We start from the raw sequence: 17,824 nt of genomic DNA on the forward strand, positions 1-17,824 counted from the left end.
AGGGGCCGGATTCGATCGGTAAGGTGTTCGTATGACTACCGGGGTACGCCGCAGAATGGGCGTCGAGGAGCGGCGGCAGCAGTTGATCGGCGTCGCGCTCGATCTGTTCAGCCGCCGCTCGCCCGACGAGGTCTCCATCGACGAGATAGCGTCGGCGGCGGGCATCTCGCGCCCGCTGGTCTACCACTACTTCCCCGGCAAACTCAGCCTGTACGAGGCCGCGTTGCAGCGCGCCTCGGACGATCTGGCGGCCCGGTTCGTGGAGCCGCACGGAGGCCCGCTGGGCGCGCGGCTGCTGCGGGTGATGGGCCGCTACTTCGACTTCGTCGACGAGCACGGCCCCGGCTTCTCGGCCCTGATGCGCGGTGGTCCGGCGGTCGGCTCGTCCACGACCAACGCACTCGTGGACTCCGTACGGCAGGCCGCGTATGTCCAGATCCTTTCGCACCTGGACGTCTCCGATCCCCCCGCGCGCCTGGAACTGGTCGTCCGTTCCTGGATCTCGCTCGCCGAGTCGACGGCGCTGATCTGGCTGGACGGGCGCCGCATCCCGCGCGCCGAGCTGGAGGTCCAGCTCGTGCACGACTTCGCCGCGCTGACGGCGGTGAGCGCCGCCCGCGACGAGGAGATGGGCGCCCTGCTGCGCCGCGTCATCGAGGACGAGCCGGCCGACGGCCCCTTCGGGGACCTGGTCGGCCGGCTCGTCGGTCTGGCCGGTTAGCTCTCGAACTTCCGGTACGACGGGTCCAGGTCGCGGACCTCGGCGGAGGCGTGCAGGGCGAGGCCGTCGCCCGGCTTCACGTGCTGCCGGAGCAGTTCCAGGACGGCCTCGGTGAGCCGGACCTTGGTCTCTTCGGTGCGGCCCGCGAGCAGCCCCAGGGTGACGTGCACGACGGCGTGCCCCTCGGTGTCCGCGCCGACCGTGGTGTCCTCGCCGCGCCGGAACTGCGTCTTGCACGCCGGCGGCTTGGCCGCCGCTATCTCGACGACGGCGGTGTGCAGCGCCCGCGCGAACGCGGGCCGGTCGAAGTCGTCCGCGAGCTGGGCGGAGTAGTCGACGGTGATCTGCGGCATGAGCCCTCCCGTTGCGTGAACAGCAGGGCTCACCCTAACCGCAGACCACCGCCGTCCTACGCCCGTCAGCCGGTGCGCTCGAAGACGGCGACCGTACGGCCCGGGACGGTGAACGTGCCGGTTCCGGCCGCGTACGCGGACTTCTTCACCACCGGGTCCGCGCCCGCCGTCTGCACCGGATGCAGCCGGTAGCCGGTACCGGCCGACGCCTCGATCCGCTGCTCCCGCTGTTGCGGGGTGGCGTTGAAGACGACCACGAGGTCACCGAGGAGCATGGTGATCACGCCGGGCGTCTCGTCCTTCCCGGAGAGCGGGAAGGAGAGCCGGGACCGTACCCGCTCCGCCGTGGCGAGGGAGAAGTCCTGCTCGCTCGTACGGATCCTCAGCAGGTCCCGGTACGCCGCCGAGGCGCCCGTGATCTGCGGGCAGCCGACCTCGACCGTGCCGAGCAGGGGCTTGGCGTACGGCCACTTGTCCTCGTTGTCGGCGGCCGGGGGCAGGCCGCGGCCGAAGCCGTTGCCGGCGGCGCAGTTCCAGTGGATGGCGTTGAACCAGTCGCCGCTGTCGTAGGAGTTGCGGTCCAGCGACTTGGAGCGCAGCAGGTCGGTGCCGGCCTGGGAGAGAGCCGGTCCCTGCGAGAGGGAGGCGGTCGCCATGGCGAGAACCTGCATCCGGGCCCTGTCGTCGGCGCTCACGGTCGCCGGCAGCTTGAAGGCGAGCGCGTCGAAGAGGGACTCGTTGTCGTGCGCGTCGGCGTAGGCGAGGGCGTCGCCCGGGGCCTCGGCGTATCCGGCGGGGGCGCCGTTGTAGTCGACCTCGGAGCCCTTGACCTCCTTGCCGTCGGTGTCCGTGAAGGTGTAGTCGGCGAGGTTGCCGGTGAGGCCGACCTTGATCAGGTCCTGGTAGTGCAGCAGGCGGGCCTTCTGCTCGGCCCCGGTGCCGTTGGCCGCCGAGCCGTTGGGCTCGGTGAACAGGCCCGAGGCGAAGCCCTGGACTCCGGGGTCCTCGTCGAAGGGGCCGCCGCCGCGCACGGCGTCGCGGGCGCGGTCGGAGAAGGTCGCGATGCCGGTACCGGCCATGTTCTTCTGGGTGGCCTGCGTGAAGCGGGCGTCGTCGGCGACCTCGCCGAAGTTCCAGCCCTCGCCGTACAGGATGATCTTCCTGCCGTCGACGCCGTCCTTCTTGAGGGTCAGCGCGTCGAGGGCCTTGCGCACGGCGAGGATGTTGGCCTTCGGGTGGTGCCCCATGAGGTCGAAGCGGAAGCCGTCGACCTTGTACTCCTTGGCCCAGGTGACGACCGAGTCGACGACCAGCTTGCCCATCATGGCGTTCTCGGTGGCGGTGCCCGCGCAGCAGGTGCTGTTCGCCACCGAGCCGTCGGCGAGGAGCCGCTGGTAGTAGCCGGGGACGATCCGGTCGAGGACGCTGGTCTTCGCCTGGCCGCTCGCCGCGGTGTGGTTGTAGACGACGTCCATGACGACGCGCAGGCCGTCCTCGTTGAGCGCCTTGACCATCTCGCGGAACTCGACCGTGCGGGCGGTGCCGTCCGGGTCGGTGGCGTAGGAGCCCTCGGGGACCGTGTAGTGGTACGGGTCGTAGCCCCAGTTGTAGGCGTCCTCGGCGGCGGCCTTCGCCACACACTCCTGCTGCTTGCCGGAGTCGGCGGGGAGGGCTGCGAGGTCGCAGTCGACGGTGGCCTGGTCGGACTTCTTCTCGGGGATGGTGGCGATGTCGAAGGCCGGCAGGAGGTGGACGTACGACGTGCCCGACTCCGCGAGCTCGCGCAGGTGCTCGGAGCCGTCGCTGTCCTTGTCGGTGAAGGCGAGGTAGGTGCCCTTGTGGTCCGCGTCCGCCGTCCGGTCCGCGACCGAGAAGTCGCGGATGTGCAGTTCCTGGATCCGGGCGTCCCTGAGCGGCACGGCCTCGGGCTTGTCGTAGCCGTGCCAGCCGCGCGGGGCGAGGGAGCGGTCGCCCAGGTCGGCGACGAGGCTGCGCTCGGAGTCGGTGGTCAGGGCGAGGGAGTAGGGGTCGGTGACCTTGTTGGTGACGACCTTCCCGGCCTCGGGTGCCCACACCTTCACGGCGTAGCGGTAGGCCTTGTCCTTCCAGGAGCGCGGGCCGCGCACGGACCAGACGCCGGTGTCGTCGTCGCGCCGCATGCGGACCGTGCGGTCACCGATCTCCAGCTTCACGTCCTGTGCGGTCGGCGCCCACACGGAAAGGGTGGGGCGGCCGCGGCGGAAGACGGGGCCGAGGTCGGCCTTCGTCGCGTCGGCCGCGTACAGGTCGTCCAGAACGCCGCCGATCTGCACGCCCGTCGCCGCGAGCACGGCGCCGTTGGCGGCGCGCTGGGCGGCGACGACCTGGCCGCGCAGGGCCTCGCGCACCCGGTCGCGGTCGCGCGGGTCGACGGACCAGGCGGTGTACTCCGCCAGGTGCGGGAACTCCGCCTTCTGTACGTCGGTGAGGGTGGTCTCGGCAAGGCGGAGCCAGGTGGTCTCGTCGTCGCCGGTCAGGGTGCCGTCCTCGGCCTTGACCGCGCCGGTGCGGGAGGCGAGCAGCTGGGTGGAGGCGGCGCCCTCGGAGCCGTTCCAGGCGACGGTGTCCCGGTCGATCCAGACCGCCTTGGAGGTGGTGAGGTCGACGGCCGCCGCCGAACCGGCCGGCTGCGGCAGCAGGTACTTCTCCTCGCCGCTCAGCAGCCACACCTCGTGACCGTTGGCCTTGAGGTCCAGGGCCTGGTCGGTGGGCAGGTCCTTCTCGTCGCCCGTGTGGACGATGTAGCCGAGACCGGTGGCACCCTCGGTGAGCGGTACCTCGAAGACCGCGCCGTAGGAGTCGGTCTGCACCGGCATCAGGGGCTTCGACCAGTCGGTGGGGCTCGCGGCGCCGCCCCAGACGTGCAGTCCCCAGCCGTCGTAGTTCCCGTCGGCGCGGTGGTAGTGGAGGACGGCCTTGGTGGTGTCCTGGGCGGGGTGGTCGGGCCGCTCCGTGGCGGCCGGCTCCCTGCCCTGCTCGATCCACACCTCGCCGGTCCGCGTGACGTCGATGGTGCGGTCGGCGGCTACGTCCTTGTTGCCGTCCTTGTCGACGACCAGGAAACTGACGTCACTCGCGCCGGGCTTGAGCTTGACGTAGGCGAAGGCTCCGTAGGCGTCACGGCCGGTGAAGGCGTGGCTGTCGGGCCAGGTGGTCGCCTCGCCGTCGGCGAGGTCGCCCCAGGCGTACAGGCCCCAGTCCGTGTAGTTCCCGTCGTCCCGCTTGTAGTGGACGATCGCGTAGTCGCGGGAGGCGGCGGTGGGCGGCTGCTCGTCGGGCGGGGTGCCGGTCGCCGAGGCGGCCGTGGTGCTCGCGGTGCGGCCCGCCGAGTCGACGACGACCGCCTTGTAGCGCAGGGCGGTGCCGGCCGGGGTGTCCTCGCCGATGGTGTGGGTGACCTTGTAGGGGGCGTGGTCGGCGGAGCCGAGGGTGCGCCACTTGCCGTCGCCGGTCTGGGCGGCGAAGACGACGCGGTTCAGCTGCCCGCCGGTGACGTCGGCCGTCAGCTCGACGGTGCCGGTGGCGCCGGGCCCGGGGGCGGTGAGGGTGAGGGCCGGCTCGGTGGCGGGCTCGGCGAGCCGGCCGGCGGCCTTGAGGACGATGGCGGACCCGGCGGGGACGGTGACGGTGACCTTCTTGTCGGCGCCGGACCGCACGGTGGCGTCGGTGCCGTAGAGGCCGCGGAACGTCATGCCGGCCGAGCCGGTCGCGAAGGTCGCGGTGTTCGCCTCGTCGGCGTTGTTGAAGGCGACGACGTACTCGGTGCCGCGTTCGGCGTCGGTGCGGGAGACGGCGTAGACGCCGGCGCCGTCGGCCGCGTGGCGCTCGGTCTGGACGCCGTCGGCGAGGGCCGGGTGCGCCTTGCGGAGCTTGGCGAGAGCGCTGATCTGCTGGTAGAGCGGTGCTCGCGTGTCGTAGGCGGCGTCGGCGTGGGTGCGTTCCGTGCCGAGCTGGTCGTCGTCCAGGTAGTCGGCGGTGCGGGAGGCGAACATCGGCTGGCGGGCGTCCTTGTCGCCGCCCGCGCCGGTGAAGCCCTGCTCGTCGCCGTAGTAGATCACCGGGTTGCCCCGGCTGAGGAACATCAGCTCGTTGGCGAGCTTGTCCTTCTTCAGCAGTTCGGCGTCGGTGGCCTTCGGGTTGTCCTGCTTGAGGAAGGTGCCGAAGCGGCCCATGTCGTGGTTGCCGAGGAAGGTGACCTGCTCGTAGGCGTTGGCCTTGTCGGTCGTGTACTTCCAGTCGTCACCGAAGACGGCCGCGAGCTTCCTGGCGCTGCCGCCCTGGGAGGCGTACGCGCGGGCCGCGTCCTGGAAGGGGAAGTCCAGCGTGGAGTCCAGGCGGCCCCGGGTGACGTACGGGGAGGTGACGGAGGTGTCGGCGGAGTAGACCTCGCCGAACATGAAGAAGTCGTCCCGGCCCTTCTTCGCCGCGTAGGCGTCGAGCGCGGTCGCCCACTGGGTCCAGAACTCCATGTTGACGTGCTTGACCGTGTCGATGCGGAAGCCGTCGATGGCGAAGTCCTCGACCCAGCGCCGGTAGATCTTCTCCATGCCGTCGACGACCTCGGGCCGTTCGGTCCACAGGTCGTCGAGGCCGGAGAAGTCGCCGTAGGTGGCGGACTCGCCGGCCCAGGTGGAGTCACCGCGGTTGTGGTACATCGCCGGGTCGTTGAGCCACTTCGGGACCTTGAGGTCCTTCTTGGCGGCGGGCACGACCGGCGTACGCGGGAAGGAGCCGGCGTCCACGCGCGGGAACCGGCGGTCGCCCTGCGCGTAATCGGCGTCGTCGAAGGGCTCGCCGTCCTTGGTCAGGTACGGGAAGGCGCCCTTGGAGAGGTAGTCGTAGGACTTCTCCTCGTAGTCGACGACGTCGGCGGTGTGGTTGGTGATGACGTCGAAGAAGACCTTCATGCCCTTGGCGTGCGCCTTGGAGATCAGGTTCTTGAGGTCCTGGTTGGTGCCGAAGTGCGGGTCGACCCGGGTGAAGTCGGTGATCCAGTAGCCGTGGTAGCCGGCGGAGGCGTTCTCCCCGGTCCCCTGCACGGGCTGGTTCTCGAAGAGGGGCGCCATCCAGATGGAGGTGGTGCCCAGGCCCTTGATGTAGTCGAGCTTCTCGGTCAGGCCCTTGAGGTCGCCGCCCTGGTAGAAGCCCTTGTCGGTGGGGTCGTAGCCGGTGGCGAGCCGGGTGCCGGTCAGGCCGCCCCGGTCGTTGCGGGTGTCGCCGTTGGCGAAGCGGTCCGGCAGGACGAAGTAGAACTGCTCGCGGGTGAGGTCGTGCCGGGCGTCGGCCTTCGCGAGCCTGGCGTCCGACGGGGGCGCGGGCGGGGCGTCGGCCCGCGCGGCGAGGGGCTGGACGAGCGCTGCGGCGAGCGCGGCCGCGGTGACTGCCGCGACCCGTCTGGCGTGGGCGGTGCGGCGCGTCGGGGGCGCCACCCATCTCCGTATCACAGGCGTGAACTCCTTGTGCTTGCGGCTCGTTGGGTCCGACCCCGGCGAGACGGTAGCGCTCACGCAAGACTTGCGGCAAGAGTTGTGAAAGGGACGGCAAGAACTTTCACAACCCTTCGGGTGGCCGCTCGGGTTACCGGGCCGCGGATGTCGACGGCCCGCCACCCGAAAGGGCGGCGGGCCGTGGGAAGTTGCCTGGAGGATTTACGACCGCTGGCTGCGCTGGAGCGCCTCGGCGGCCCTGCGCCGGTCGTCGGCCAGCACGTCGACCGGCGTCCCGGCGCCCTCCGACGGCGTGGGGTACGCCTGGCCGACGCCCATTTCGGCCTTGAGCTGGGTCAGGGCGGCCGCGGCCCGGGAGCCGAAGACTCCGTCGATGCCGCCACCGCCGTAGCCCCTGCGGTACGGACCCGACTGGATGAACCCCCGGGAGCAGGGGCGGCGGGCCCTCGTGGACGCCCGTACGCCGGTGCGCCGGGCCGGCGGTCCGTCAGCCGGTCGTCCACCACACCGTGGTGTCCGCCGGCACCTTCGCCTCGCCGGCCGCCTCGGTCACCTCGCCGCTGGCCAGCAGCACCCGCCCGTACGCGGGCATCGGCACCGACTCGCCCGTGGTGTTGGCGACGCACACGAACTCGCCGCGCCGGAAGGCGACGACGCCCTCGGGCGCGCGCAGCCACTCGACGGCGTCGCCCGCACCCAGGCCGGCCTGCTCGCGGCGTACGGCCAGCGCGGCGCGGTACAGCTCCAGGGTCGAGCCGGGCTCGCCGGTCTGCGCCTCGACGCTCAGCTCGCCCCAGCCCGCCGGCTGCGGCAGCCAGCTGCCGCCGTCGCCGAAACCGTACGACGACCCCGTGCGCGTCCAGGGGATCGGCACCCGGCAGCCGTCGCGGAAGCCGTCCTGGCCCGCGCCCCGGAAGTACGCCGGGTCCTGGCGCACCTCGTCCGGCAGGTCGACGACGTCCGGCAGGCCCAGCTCCTCGCCCTGGTAGACGTAGGCCGAGCCGGGCAGCGCCAGCATCAGCAGGGTCGCCGCGCGCGCCCTGCGCAGGCCCAGTTCGCGGTCGCCGGCCAGGCGGATCTGGGTGCCGAGGCCGGGCGGGTTGGCGAAGCGGGTGGCGTGCCGGGTGACGTCGTGGTTGGAGAGGACCCAGGTGGCCGGGGCGCCGACCGGGCGCATGGCGTCCAGCGTGCGGTCGATGACCGTGCGCAGTTCCGCCGCGTCCCAGTGGGTGCCGAGGTACTGGAAGTTGAAGGCCTGGTGCAGCTCGTCGGGGCGGACGTAGTTCGCGGTGCGCTCGACGGTGGGGGTCCACGCCTCGGCGACGAAGATCCGCTCACCGGAGTACTCGTCCAGGATGAGCCGCCACTGGCGGTAGATGTCGTGGACACCGTCCTGGTCGAAGAACGGCATGACATCGTTGCCCAGCAGCTTCAGCTGCTCGTGTGATCCAAGGTCGGGCAGGCCCTCGGCCTTCACCATGCCGTGCGCGACGTCGATCCGGAAGCCGTCGACGCCCATGTCCAGCCAGAACCGCAGGATGGAGCGGAACTCGTCGCTGACGGCCGGGTGCTCCCAGTTGAAGTCGGGCTGCTCGGGGGCGAACAGGTGCAGGTACCACTCCCCCGGCGTGCCGTCGGGCTCGGTGACCCGGGTCCAGGCGGGGCCGCCGAAGATGGACTCCCAGTCGTTGGGCGGCAGTTCGCCGTTCTCACCCTTGCCGGGGCGGAAGTGGTAGCGGTCGCGCGACGGCGAGCCGGGGCCCTCGGCGAGGGCGCGCCTGAACCACTCGTACTGGTCGGAGGAGTGGTTCGGGACCAGGTCGACGATGACGCGCAGGTCCAGCGCGTGGGCGTCGCGGATCAGCGCGTCGGCGTCCAGCAGGGTGCCGAACATGGGGTCGACGGCCCGGTAGTCGGCGACGTCGTAGCCGGCGTCGGCCTGCGGCGAGGCGTAGAAGGGGCTGAGCCACACGGCGTCCACGCCCAGGTCGCGCAGGTACGGCAGGCGGGTGCGGACACCCTCCAGGTCTCCCATGCCGTCGCCGTTGCTGTCGGCGAAGCTGCGCGGATACACCTGGTAGATGACCGCGTCCCGCCACCAGTCGTGGCGCCCTGCGACGGTGGCGACGGCGGAGGCGGAGGCCGGTGCGGCGGAGTGCTGCTGGCTCATGTCGTCCTTGTGATGTGACGGATCTGGGGTCATGGAGGCACGGGTCGGGACGAGGCGGCCGGCCGCGGTGCAGCGGGGTCGGATGGGCACCGCGGCCGGACGTTTTCCCGGCGGGGCGTCAGCCCTTCGTGCCGCCGGCGGTGAGGCCGGTCACCAGGTTCTTCTGCACCAGGTAGAAGAACGCGGAGACGGGTATCGCGACGAGTACGGCGGTGGCCGCCATCAGGTGGCGCTGCGCGTCGTGCTCGCTGACGAAGCTCTGCAGGCCGACGGCGAAGGTGTACTTCGTGTCGCTCAGCATGAACGTCGAGGCGAAGGCGACCTCGCCGAAAGCGGTGATGAAGCTGTAGAAGCCGGCGACCGCGAGGCCCGGCCGGGCGAGCGGCAGGATCAGCCGGAAGAAGGTGCCGAACGGGCTCAGCCCGTCGACGCGCCCGGCCTCGTCGATCTCGAACGGGATGGTGTCGAAGTAGCCCTTGAGCAGCCACGCGCAGTACGGCACCGCGGTCGAGCAGTAGACGAGGACCAGGCCGAGGTAGCTGTCGACGAGCTGGAGCTCGGACAGGATCTGGTACATCGGCACGATCAGTACGGCGATGGGGAACATCTGGGTGACCAGCAGCACCCACATCAGCTTCTTGTAGCCGGGGAAGCGCATCCGCGAGACCGCGTAGCCGGTGGTGGCGGCGACCATGACGCCGATGACCGTGGTCCCCAGCGAGACGATCAGCGAGCTCTTCAGCCAGTCGAAGAACTGCGTGTGCTGGAGCACGAACGCGTAGTTGTCGAAGGTCATCTTCGACCAGATGCGCTCGGGGTGCAGGTAGTCGTTCTGGTCCGGGCCGAGCGACAGGTAGACCAGCCAGGCGACCGGGAAGAGCGCGATGAGGCTCGCGACGGACAGGACGCCGTGGGAGGCGAGGGACGCGGCGCGGCTGCGTTCGCCGCGGCCGCGCACCCGGCGCGGCGGCTCGGTGGACGCGTCGGCCTGCTCCGCCGGGGCCTTGGTGGGCGCGGTTGTGGTACTCATGGCGGCTCCTGCCTCAGTTCGCGAGCTGCTGCTCATTGCGGTTCAGCCAGCGGCGGTAGAAGGAGGTGAAGACGATCAGGATGGCCAGCAGCAGGATGCCGTAGGCCGCGGACTGCGCGAAGTCGCGCGGCTGCTGCCCGAAACCGAGCTGGTAGGCCCAGGTGACGAGGATCTGCGCCTCGGGAGCGGTGTTGCCGAACAGCAGGAAGATCACGGCGAACTGGTTGAAGGTCCAGATGATGCCGAGCAGGACGACCGTGGAGCTGACGGACCGCAGACCGGGGAGAGTGACGTGGCGGAAACGCTGCCAGGCGTTCGCGCCGTCCATCTCGGAGGCCTCGTACAGGGTGTTGTCGATGGACTGCAGGCCGCCGAGGAGCGAGACCATCATGAACGGCACACCGCACCAGGTGTTCACCATGATCGCGGAGAACCGCTGCCAGAAGGTGTCCTCCAGCCACGCGGGGGTCGGCAGGTGCAGCCAGTCCAGGGCGGAGTTGACGATGCCGGCGTCGGCGAGCATGAAGCGCCAGCCGAAGACGGTGACGAAGGTGGGCACGGCCCACGGCAGGACCAGGATCAGCCGGTAGAAGGTGCGGCCGCGCAGCTTCTGGTTGAGCAGCAGGGCCAGACCGAGGCCGATGAAGAAGTGCAGGCCGACGCAGACCGCCGTCCACACGATGGTCCAGATGAAGTGCGACCAGAAGCGGTCGTACGCCGTGGGGCCCCACAGGATGTCGGCGTAGTTGTCCAGGCCGACGAACTCGTAGGTGGCCTCGATCTCGTTGACGCCGATCGTGCGCCCGGTGTTGAGGCTGTTGGCGTCGGTGAGGGTGAGGTAGAGGCCGTAACCCAGCGGGTACAGCACGAGGACGCCGATCACGACGGCCACCGGCGCGATCATGGCGTAGGCGTACCAGTGCTTCTGGTAGCCGTCTTTCAGACGCCGGCCAAGGCCGGGCCGCGGGGTGCGGTCACCGCGGCGCTTGCCGGTCGCGCGGTCGATGGCGACTGTCATGGTTCGACACCTTCGGGAGCATCAGGACGAGCGGAACGTCAGGGGGTGCGGCGCTCGGTGCGGTGGCCGCCGGGTCCCTCCCCTCCGGTCGGGGACCCGGCGGCCACCCGGACTCACTTGCTGAAGTCCGGCACCAGCTTGGCGATCGCGGTCTCGGCGTCGCCCAGCCCCTCGTCCAGGGACTTCTTGCCGCCGGCGATCTGGGGCAGCTCGTCGTCGAGCGGGGTCCACAGGGAGCTGTACTCCGGCAGGGCCGGGCGCGGCTGGGCGGCGGGCAGGACCGTCTGGAAGCCGGCGATGCCCGGGTCGGCCTTGACCTCGGCGGTGTAGGCGTCGTCGCGGGTCGGCAGCGTGGAGTTCTTCAGGGCGACGGTCTCCTGGGACTTCGCCGAGGTCATGAACTTCACGAACTTCAGCGACGCCTGCTGGTGTGCCTTGTCCGAGCCGGCGTACACCGACAGGTTGTGGCCGCCGGTCGGGGCGCCCGCCTTGCCGGTGGAGCCGGCCGGGACGGTGGCGATGCCGAGGTTGTTCTTGTCCTTGAAGGCGGAGCCCTTGTAGAAGTTGGTGATCTCCCACGGGCCCTGGACGATCGAGGCGACCTTGCCGCTGACGAACGCCTCCTGGATGTGGGCGTAGGCGTCGGCGGTGACGTCGGCCTTGTGCAGGCCCTTGCCCTCGAAGAGGCTCAGCCAGGTGCCGTACGCCTTCTTCGCCTCGGGCGAGTCGACGGTGATCTTCTTGCCCTCGGCGTCGACCGTGTCGGTGCCCTCGCCGTACAGGAACGGCTGCGCGTAGTACCCGGCCGTGGAGGCCCAGTAGCCGTCGGTGCCGGTCTTGTCCTTGATGGTGGCGGCGGCCTTCTTCAGGTCGTCCCAGGTCTTGGGGGCCTCGACGCCGGCCTTCTCGAAGAGTGCCTTGTTGTAGACGAAGGCGAGGGTGTCGGTGACCAGCGGGACGCCGTAGGTCTTGCCCTCGTACCCGGCCTGCTCGATCAGGTTGGGCTGGAACTCGTCCTGCTCGGCGAGGGCCTCGGTGCCGTCCAGCGGCAGGAAGAAGCCCTTCTTGGCGAAGGCGGGGGTCCAGCCGACCTCGGCACGCAGCACGTCGGGGGCGCCCTTGGAACCGGCGGCGGTGTCGAACTTGTTCTGCGCCTGGTCGAAGGGGACGTTGACGTAGTTGACCTTGACGTCCTTGTTGGCGGCCTCGAACTCCTTGACCAGGGCCTTGTAGGTCGGCGCCTCGTTGGTCGCGTTCGAGGTGTCCCAGTACGTGATGGTGACCGGTCCGCCCGACTCGCTGTCGCTGTCGCCGTCCCCGCCGCACGCCGTCGCCGCGAGGGCGAGGGACGCCACCAGAGCGGTGGCCGCTATGCCACGCCGCATGAGTTCTCCTTGAGGGTGAAAGCCCGTGTGGTGCAGGGTGCGGGCCCGTCCGCCGCTCCTGCCGACACCGACCGCGTCCTTGCCGCCGTCGGGCGACGTGAACGTAACAGCGTTGAAAGCGGCGCGAAAGTGCTTGCAGCAAAAAAGTGCAAGAGATCTCCGAAGTTATCCGTGCGTGACCTCCTGGCGACCGTCATGAGACGCTTGTTTACAGGGGCCGAGCGGTATCGGGCCGGTTGTGCAAGACTCTGCAAGCTCTTGCCGCCACTTTCTCGAGGGAGCGCGATGACGCAGCAGCCCGCGCCGGGCCGTCCAACAGGCCGTGCACGGCGCCCCATCGGTGTGCAGGGTGGCGGCCGACAGGTACAGTCCACCCCTGTGACCACACGGCTTGCCGACATCGCCGCCCAGGCGGGGGTGAGCGAAGCGACGGTCAGCCGCGTCCTCAACGGGAAGCCGGGCGTCGCCGCCACCACCCGAGAGTCCGTACTCGCCGCCCTCGACGTCCTGGGCTACGAACGCCCCGTGCGGCTGCGGCAGCGCAGCGAGGGCCTGGTCGGCCTGATCACGCCGGAGCTGGAGAACCCGATATTCCCGGCGCTGGCCCAGGTCATCGGCCAGGCGCTGACGCGTCAGGGCTACACGCCGGTCCTCGCCACCCAGACCCCGGGCGGTTCCACGGAGGACGAGCTGACGGAGATGCTGGTCGACCGCGGGGTCGCCGGCATCATCTACGTCTCCGGCCTGCACGCCGACACCACCGCCGACATGCAGCGCTACGAACGGCTGCGCGCCCAGGGCGTGCCCTTCGTCCTCGTCGACGGTTTCTCGTCGAAGGTGCAGGCGCCGTTCATCTCGCCCGACGACCGCGCCGCGATGAGCCTCGCGGTCACGCACCTCGTCTCGCTCGGCCACACCCGCATCGGGCTGGCCCTCGGCCCGAAGCGGTTCGTGCCGGTGCAGCGCAAGATCGAGGGCTTCGTCCGCACCATCCAGGACCAACTGGATCTGAGTGCCGAGACCGTGGAGACGGATCTCGTCCAGCACTCCCTTTACACCCTGGAGGGCGGCCAGGCGGCGGCCACCGCTCTCATCGAGCGGAACTGCACGGCGGTGGTCTGCGCCAGCGACATGATGGCGCTGGGCGCGATACGGGCGGCCCGGCAGCGGGGCCTGGAGGTGCCCAGGGACTTCTCGGTCGTCGGCTTCGACGACTCGCCGCTGATCGCCTTCACCGACCCGCCGCTGACGACCGTCCGCAAGCCGGTCCCGGCGATGGGGCAGGCAGCGGTGCGCACGCTGCTGGAGGAGATCGGCGGGACGCCCGCGCCGCACAGTGAGTTCGTGTTCATGCCGGAGCTGGTGGTACGCGGCTCGACGGCGTCGGCGCCGGGCGAGCGCAACCGGTAGCCCCGCCGCCTCCTCCGCGAGGTGGCCGGATGCGGCCCGGATCCGACCGGGGGATGATCGGTGGGAGAGGGCTTTTCTGGCAGACTTCATGCCTATGGGTGACGCGACCGTGAGGACTTCGGAACGCCTGGAAAAGGGCGCTCCGCACCCCGTCACGGAGGAGACGGGGCGGGGCCCGCTGCGCCGGCTCCGCGCACCGCGCCGACCCCGGCTGTGGTTCGAGATCCTGCTGATCGCCGTCAGTTACTGGACGTACTCCCTCGTCCGGAACGCGGTACCGGAGCAGCGGACGCAGGCACTGCGCAACGCCGACTGGATCTGGCGCGTCGAGCAGCAGCTCGGCATCGCCGTCGAGCAGTCCGTCAACCATGCCGTGAACTCGGTGACTTGGCTGGTCGTCGGCATGAACTACTACTACGCCACGCTGCACTTCGTGGTGACCCTGGGTGTGCTGGTGTGGCTGTACCGCGGCCATCCCGGTCGGTACGCGGCGACCCGGCTCGTGCTCTTCGCGACGACGGGCGTCGCCCTGGTCGGTTACTACCTGTATCCGCTCGCCCCGCCCCGTCTGATGAACGGCGGGCACTTCATCGACACGGTGATGGTCCACGAGACGTGGGGCTCCATGGCGTCCGGCGACCTGAAGAACATGTCGAACCAGTACGCGGCGATGCCCTCGATGCACATCGGGTGGTCGGTGTGGTGCGGGCTGACCGTCTTCGCGCTGGCTTCCGTGCCGTGGGTGCGGGTGCTGGGGCTGGTGTATCCGGCGCTGACCCTGGTCGTGATCGTCGCCACCGCCAACCACTTCTGGCTGGACGCGGTGGGCGGGGTGCTGTGTCTGGGGTTCGGGTACCTGGTGGCGGCGGCCTGGTACGGGGCGTTGCCGCATGCGCTGCCGCGGGTTGCGCCGGGGCCGGTGGAGCGGCGGGGGGCGTGGTTGCCCACGCGTGCGTGACGCCTGCCCGCGTTGACGCCGGGGCGGGCGCTGCGCGGCCCGGCGGTGCGGGGTGCCTCCTCCACAGCCCACCCGTACCGCCTGGGGGTACCTCCGAGGCCGTTCAGGCACTGGGGAGGCGCGACCGCCCGCAGCGGTATGGCGCGTACGCCTGCCCGGCGCGACTGCCCGCAGCGGTATGGCGCGTACGCCTGCCCGGCGCGACCGCCCGGCAGCTACCGCGTCGCGGCTACGCGTAGAACAGGTCCTCCACCACCGCCCGGGCCCGGCGGGCCGTGCGGCGGTACTCGTCGAGCATGTCGCCCGCGTGGCCCGGACCGTGGCCCAGGTAGCGGCCCACCGCCGCCAGCTCCCGGGGGTCGGTCGGGAAGGTGTCGGCGGCCCGGCCTCGCACCAGCATCACCGCGTTGCGCACGCGCGTCGCCAGTACCCACGCCTCGTCGAGTGTCCCGGCGTTCTCCGCCGAGATGAGCCCGGCGTCGCAGGCGGCGGACAGGGCCTGGCGCGTCCGGGTGGTGCGCAGCCCCCGCTCCGCGTGCCCGTGCCGCAGCTGGATCAGCTGCACGGTCCACTCCACGTCGGACAGCCCGCCCGGCCCCAGTTTGGCGTGCAGCTTGGGGTCGGCGCCGCGCGGCAGCCGCTCGGACTCCATCCGGGCCTTGAGCCGCCGGATCTCCCGTACGGCGTCCTCCCCGAGCCCGTCCGCCGGGTACCGCAGCGGGTCGACCAGCTCGGTGAACCGGCGCCCCAGATCCGCGTCGCCGGCGACGAACTCGGCCCGCAGCAGCGCGTGCCGCTCCCACACCAGCGACCAGCGCCGGTAGTAGGCCTCGTACGACTTCAGGGTCCGCACCAGCGGGCCGGACTTGCCCTCGGGACGCAGGTCCGCGTCGATCAGGAGGGGCGGGTCGGCGCTGGGGACCTGGAGCAGGCGGCGCATCTCGGAGACGACCTTGTTCGCCGCGTCCGACGCCACCCGTTCTTCGACCCCGTCGCGCGGCTCGTGCACGAAGAGCACGTCCGCGTCCGAGCCGTAGCCCAGCTCGTGCCCGCCGAACCGGCCCATGCCGATGATCGCGAACCGGGTCGGCAGCGTGTCGCCCCAGCCCTCCCGCACGACGGCCCGGAGGGTGCCCGCCAGGGTCGCCGCCGTCAGGTCGGACACGGCGCCGCCGACCAGGTCCACCAGGGCGCCCTGGTCGGCCTCGACGGGCTGCGCCTCGGTGCCGTAGGAACCGACGATGTCCGCGGCGGCCGTACGGAACAGCTCCCGGCGCCGGACCCCGCGCGCCGCCGTGACCGCCTGCACCGCGCCGTCGGCCCGGCGGACCGCGGCGAGTGTCTCCTGCTCCAGCTGTAGCCGCCCGCGCGGCGCCAGCCCGCCGGCGTTGCCGTCCCCGAGCAGTGCCACGGCCTCGGGCGCCCGCATCAGCAGGTCGGGGGCGAGCCGCCCGGCGGAGAGCACCCGGGCGAGGTTCTCGGCCGCGGCGCCCTCGTCCCGCAGCAGCCGCAGGTACCAGGGCGTCGTGCCGAGCGCGTCGGAGACCTTGCGGAAGTTGAGCAGGCCGGTGTCCGGGTCGGCCGAGTCGGCGAACCAGCCGAGCAGCACGGGCAGCAGGGTCCGCTGGATGGCCGCCTTGCGGGTGACGCCGGACGCCAGCGCCTCCAGGTGCCGGAGCGCGGCGGCCGGGTCCGCGTACCCGAGGGCGACCATCCGCTCCCGCGCCGCCTCGGGGCTCAGCCGGGCCTCGCCGGGCGCCAGCTGGGCCACGGCGTCGAGCAGCGGCCGGTAGAACAGCTTCTCGTGCAGCCGGCGTACGACGGACGCGTGCCGCCGCCACGCGCGCAGCAGCCCGGCGACCGGGTCGGTGCGCAGGCCGAGGGAGCGGCCGAGGCGCCGCAGGTCGGCCTCGTCCTCGGGGACGAGGTGGGTGCGCCGCAGCCGGTGGAGCTGGATGCGGTGCTCCATGGAACGCAGGAAGCGGTACGCCTCGTCGAGCTGGGCGGCGTCCGCCCGGCCCACGTACCCGCCCGCGGCGAGGGACTCCAGCGCGTCCAGCGTCGTACCGCTGTGCAGGGACGTGTCCGACCGCCCGTGCACCAGCTGGAGCAGCTGGACGGCGAACTCGACGTCCCTGAGCCCGCCCGGACCCAGCTTCAGCTGCCGGTCGACCTCGGCGACGGGGATGGTCTCCACCACCCGGCGGCGCATCTTCTGCACGTCCGGGACGAAGTTCTCGCGGTCGGCGGCCTGCCACACCAGCGGCTGGAGGGCGGCCACGTACTCGGCGCCGAGGCCGGGGTCGCCGGCCACCGGGCGGGCCTTGAGCAGTGCCTGGAACTCCCAGGTCTTGGCCCAGCGCTGGTAGTAGGCGAGGTGGCTGCTGAGGGTGCGCACCAGCGGGCCGTTGCGTCCCTCCGGGCGGAGGTTGGCGTCGACGGGCCAGATGGAGCCCTCGACGGTGGTTTCGGAGCAGATCCGCATCAGGTGCGAGGCGAGCGCGGTCGCGGCCCGCATCGCCCTGGCCTCGTCGGCCGCTCCGTCGGCGCCTTCGGCGGGCTCGCCGACGAAGATCACGTCCACGTCCGAGACGTAGTTCAGCTCGTGTCCGCCGCACTTGCCCATCGCGATCACCGCGAGCCGGCACAGCGCCGCGTCCTCGGGCGCGGCGGCCTCGGCGAGGGCGAGGGCGGCGCGCAGCGTGGCGGTGGCGAGGTCGGCCAGCTCGGCGGCGGTCTCGGCGACGTCGATGGTGCCGCACACGTCGCGGGCGGCGATGGACAGCAGGCAGCGCCGGTAGGCGACGCGCAGGGAGACGGGGTCGGTGGCCTCGGCGAGGCCGCGCTCGAACTCCGCCACCCCGCGGTGCAGGTCCCGCGGCTCGTAGGTGACCAGGGCCTGCCAGTCGCCGGCGTGCCGGGCGAGGTGGTCGGCCAGCGCCTCGGAGGCGCCGAGCACACCGAGGAGACGGTCGCGCAGCGGCTTGGCCGCTATCAGGGTGTCCAGCAGCTCCTGGCGGGCGGTGGGCTCGGGCTGCGCCTCCAGGAGCCGGACCAGTCCGTGCAGGGCGAGGTCCGGGTCGGCGGTGGCGCCCAGCGCCTCCAGCAGGACCGGGTCGTCGCGGACCCCGGCCAGCTCCACGCCGTCCAGCAGCCGCTCGGCGGCCGAGGGATCGGTGAAGCCGTGCCGCAGCAGCCGCGTGAAGGTACTGCTCCTGCGCCCCGGCGCCGTCATCTCGGCCTCCTGTCGGACCTGTGGGATCAAGGTCGTACGGCCTGAGCGTAACCGGGGA

General features: G+C 71.4%; 10 protein-coding genes. 3 read left to right on the forward strand and 7 right to left on the reverse strand.

The genetic code is table 11. The features are described from left to right. Nucleotides 1-55 precede the first annotated feature (55 nt). Complete coding sequence (locus tag ACIQ1J_RS02300; protein WP_403553803.1) at nucleotides 56-721, forward strand: TetR/AcrR family transcriptional regulator; 666 nt, start codon at nucleotides 56-58, stop codon at nucleotides 719-721. On the opposite strand, the gene ACIQ1J_RS02305 is transcribed toward ACIQ1J_RS02300, so the two are convergent. From ACIQ1J_RS02305 to ACIQ1J_RS02330, 6 genes are all read right to left on the reverse strand, one after another. Then, nucleotides 718-1,074 (reverse strand): 5-carboxymethyl-2-hydroxymuconate Delta-isomerase, encoded by a 357-nt coding sequence (locus ACIQ1J_RS02305; protein WP_403553338.1) that lies wholly within the window; start codon nucleotides 1,072-1,074, stop codon nucleotides 718-720. The two genes, ACIQ1J_RS02300 and ACIQ1J_RS02305, sit on opposite strands and share 4 nt — an antisense overlap. A 65-nt stretch (nucleotides 1,075-1,139) precedes the next feature. Beyond that, nucleotides 1,140-6,557: a pullulanase-type alpha-1,6-glucosidase gene (pulA, locus tag ACIQ1J_RS02310; protein ID WP_403553340.1), complete on the reverse strand. Its 5,418-nt coding sequence runs from the start codon at nucleotides 6,555-6,557 to the stop codon at nucleotides 1,140-1,142. 490 nt (nucleotides 6,558-7,047) lie between these two features. Then, complete coding sequence (locus ACIQ1J_RS02315; protein WP_403553342.1) at nucleotides 7,048-8,730, reverse strand: glycoside hydrolase family 13 protein; 1,683 nt, start codon at nucleotides 8,728-8,730, stop codon at nucleotides 7,048-7,050. A gap of 118 nt (nucleotides 8,731-8,848) precedes the next feature. Then, on the reverse strand, nucleotides 8,849-9,760 hold the full coding sequence (locus ACIQ1J_RS02320; RefSeq protein WP_403553344.1) for a sugar ABC transporter permease: 912 nt from the start codon (nucleotides 9,758-9,760) through the stop codon (nucleotides 8,849-8,851). 13 nt (nucleotides 9,761-9,773) lie between these two features. Then, nucleotides 9,774-10,778 (reverse strand): carbohydrate ABC transporter permease, encoded by a 1,005-nt coding sequence (locus tag ACIQ1J_RS02325; RefSeq protein WP_403553346.1) that lies wholly within the window; start codon nucleotides 10,776-10,778, stop codon nucleotides 9,774-9,776. Nucleotides 10,779-10,891: 113 nt separating this feature from the next. Further along, nucleotides 10,892-12,163 (reverse strand): extracellular solute-binding protein, encoded by a 1,272-nt coding sequence (locus ACIQ1J_RS02330; protein WP_403553348.1) that lies wholly within the window; start codon nucleotides 12,161-12,163, stop codon nucleotides 10,892-10,894. A 378-nt stretch (nucleotides 12,164-12,541) separates the two neighbouring features. On the opposite strand from ACIQ1J_RS02330, the gene ACIQ1J_RS02335 reads away from it, so the two are divergent. Together ACIQ1J_RS02335 and ACIQ1J_RS02340 are read left to right on the forward strand one after the other, a co-directional pair. Then, nucleotides 12,542-13,573: a LacI family DNA-binding transcriptional regulator gene (locus ACIQ1J_RS02335; protein WP_403553350.1), complete on the forward strand. Its 1,032-nt coding sequence runs from the start codon at nucleotides 12,542-12,544 to the stop codon at nucleotides 13,571-13,573. Nucleotides 13,574-13,667: 94 nt separating this feature from the next. Continuing rightward, nucleotides 13,668-14,531: a phosphatase PAP2 family protein gene (locus ACIQ1J_RS02340; RefSeq protein ID WP_403553352.1), complete on the forward strand. Its 864-nt coding sequence runs from the start codon at nucleotides 13,668-13,670 to the stop codon at nucleotides 14,529-14,531. A 229-nt stretch (nucleotides 14,532-14,760) separates the two neighbouring features. On the opposite strand, the gene ACIQ1J_RS02345 is transcribed toward ACIQ1J_RS02340, so the two are convergent. Continuing rightward, nucleotides 14,761-17,766, reverse strand: coding sequence for a bifunctional [glutamine synthetase] adenylyltransferase/[glutamine synthetase]-adenylyl-L-tyrosine phosphorylase (locus ACIQ1J_RS02345; protein ID WP_403553354.1), 3,006 nt, complete (start codon nucleotides 17,764-17,766; stop codon nucleotides 14,761-14,763). Nucleotides 17,767-17,824: the final 58 nt, after the last annotated feature.

It is taken from the genome of Streptomyces sp. NPDC097107 (assembly GCF_044762405.1).
Lineage (GTDB): Bacteria > Actinomycetota > Actinomycetes > Streptomycetales > Streptomycetaceae > Streptomyces > Streptomyces thinghirensis.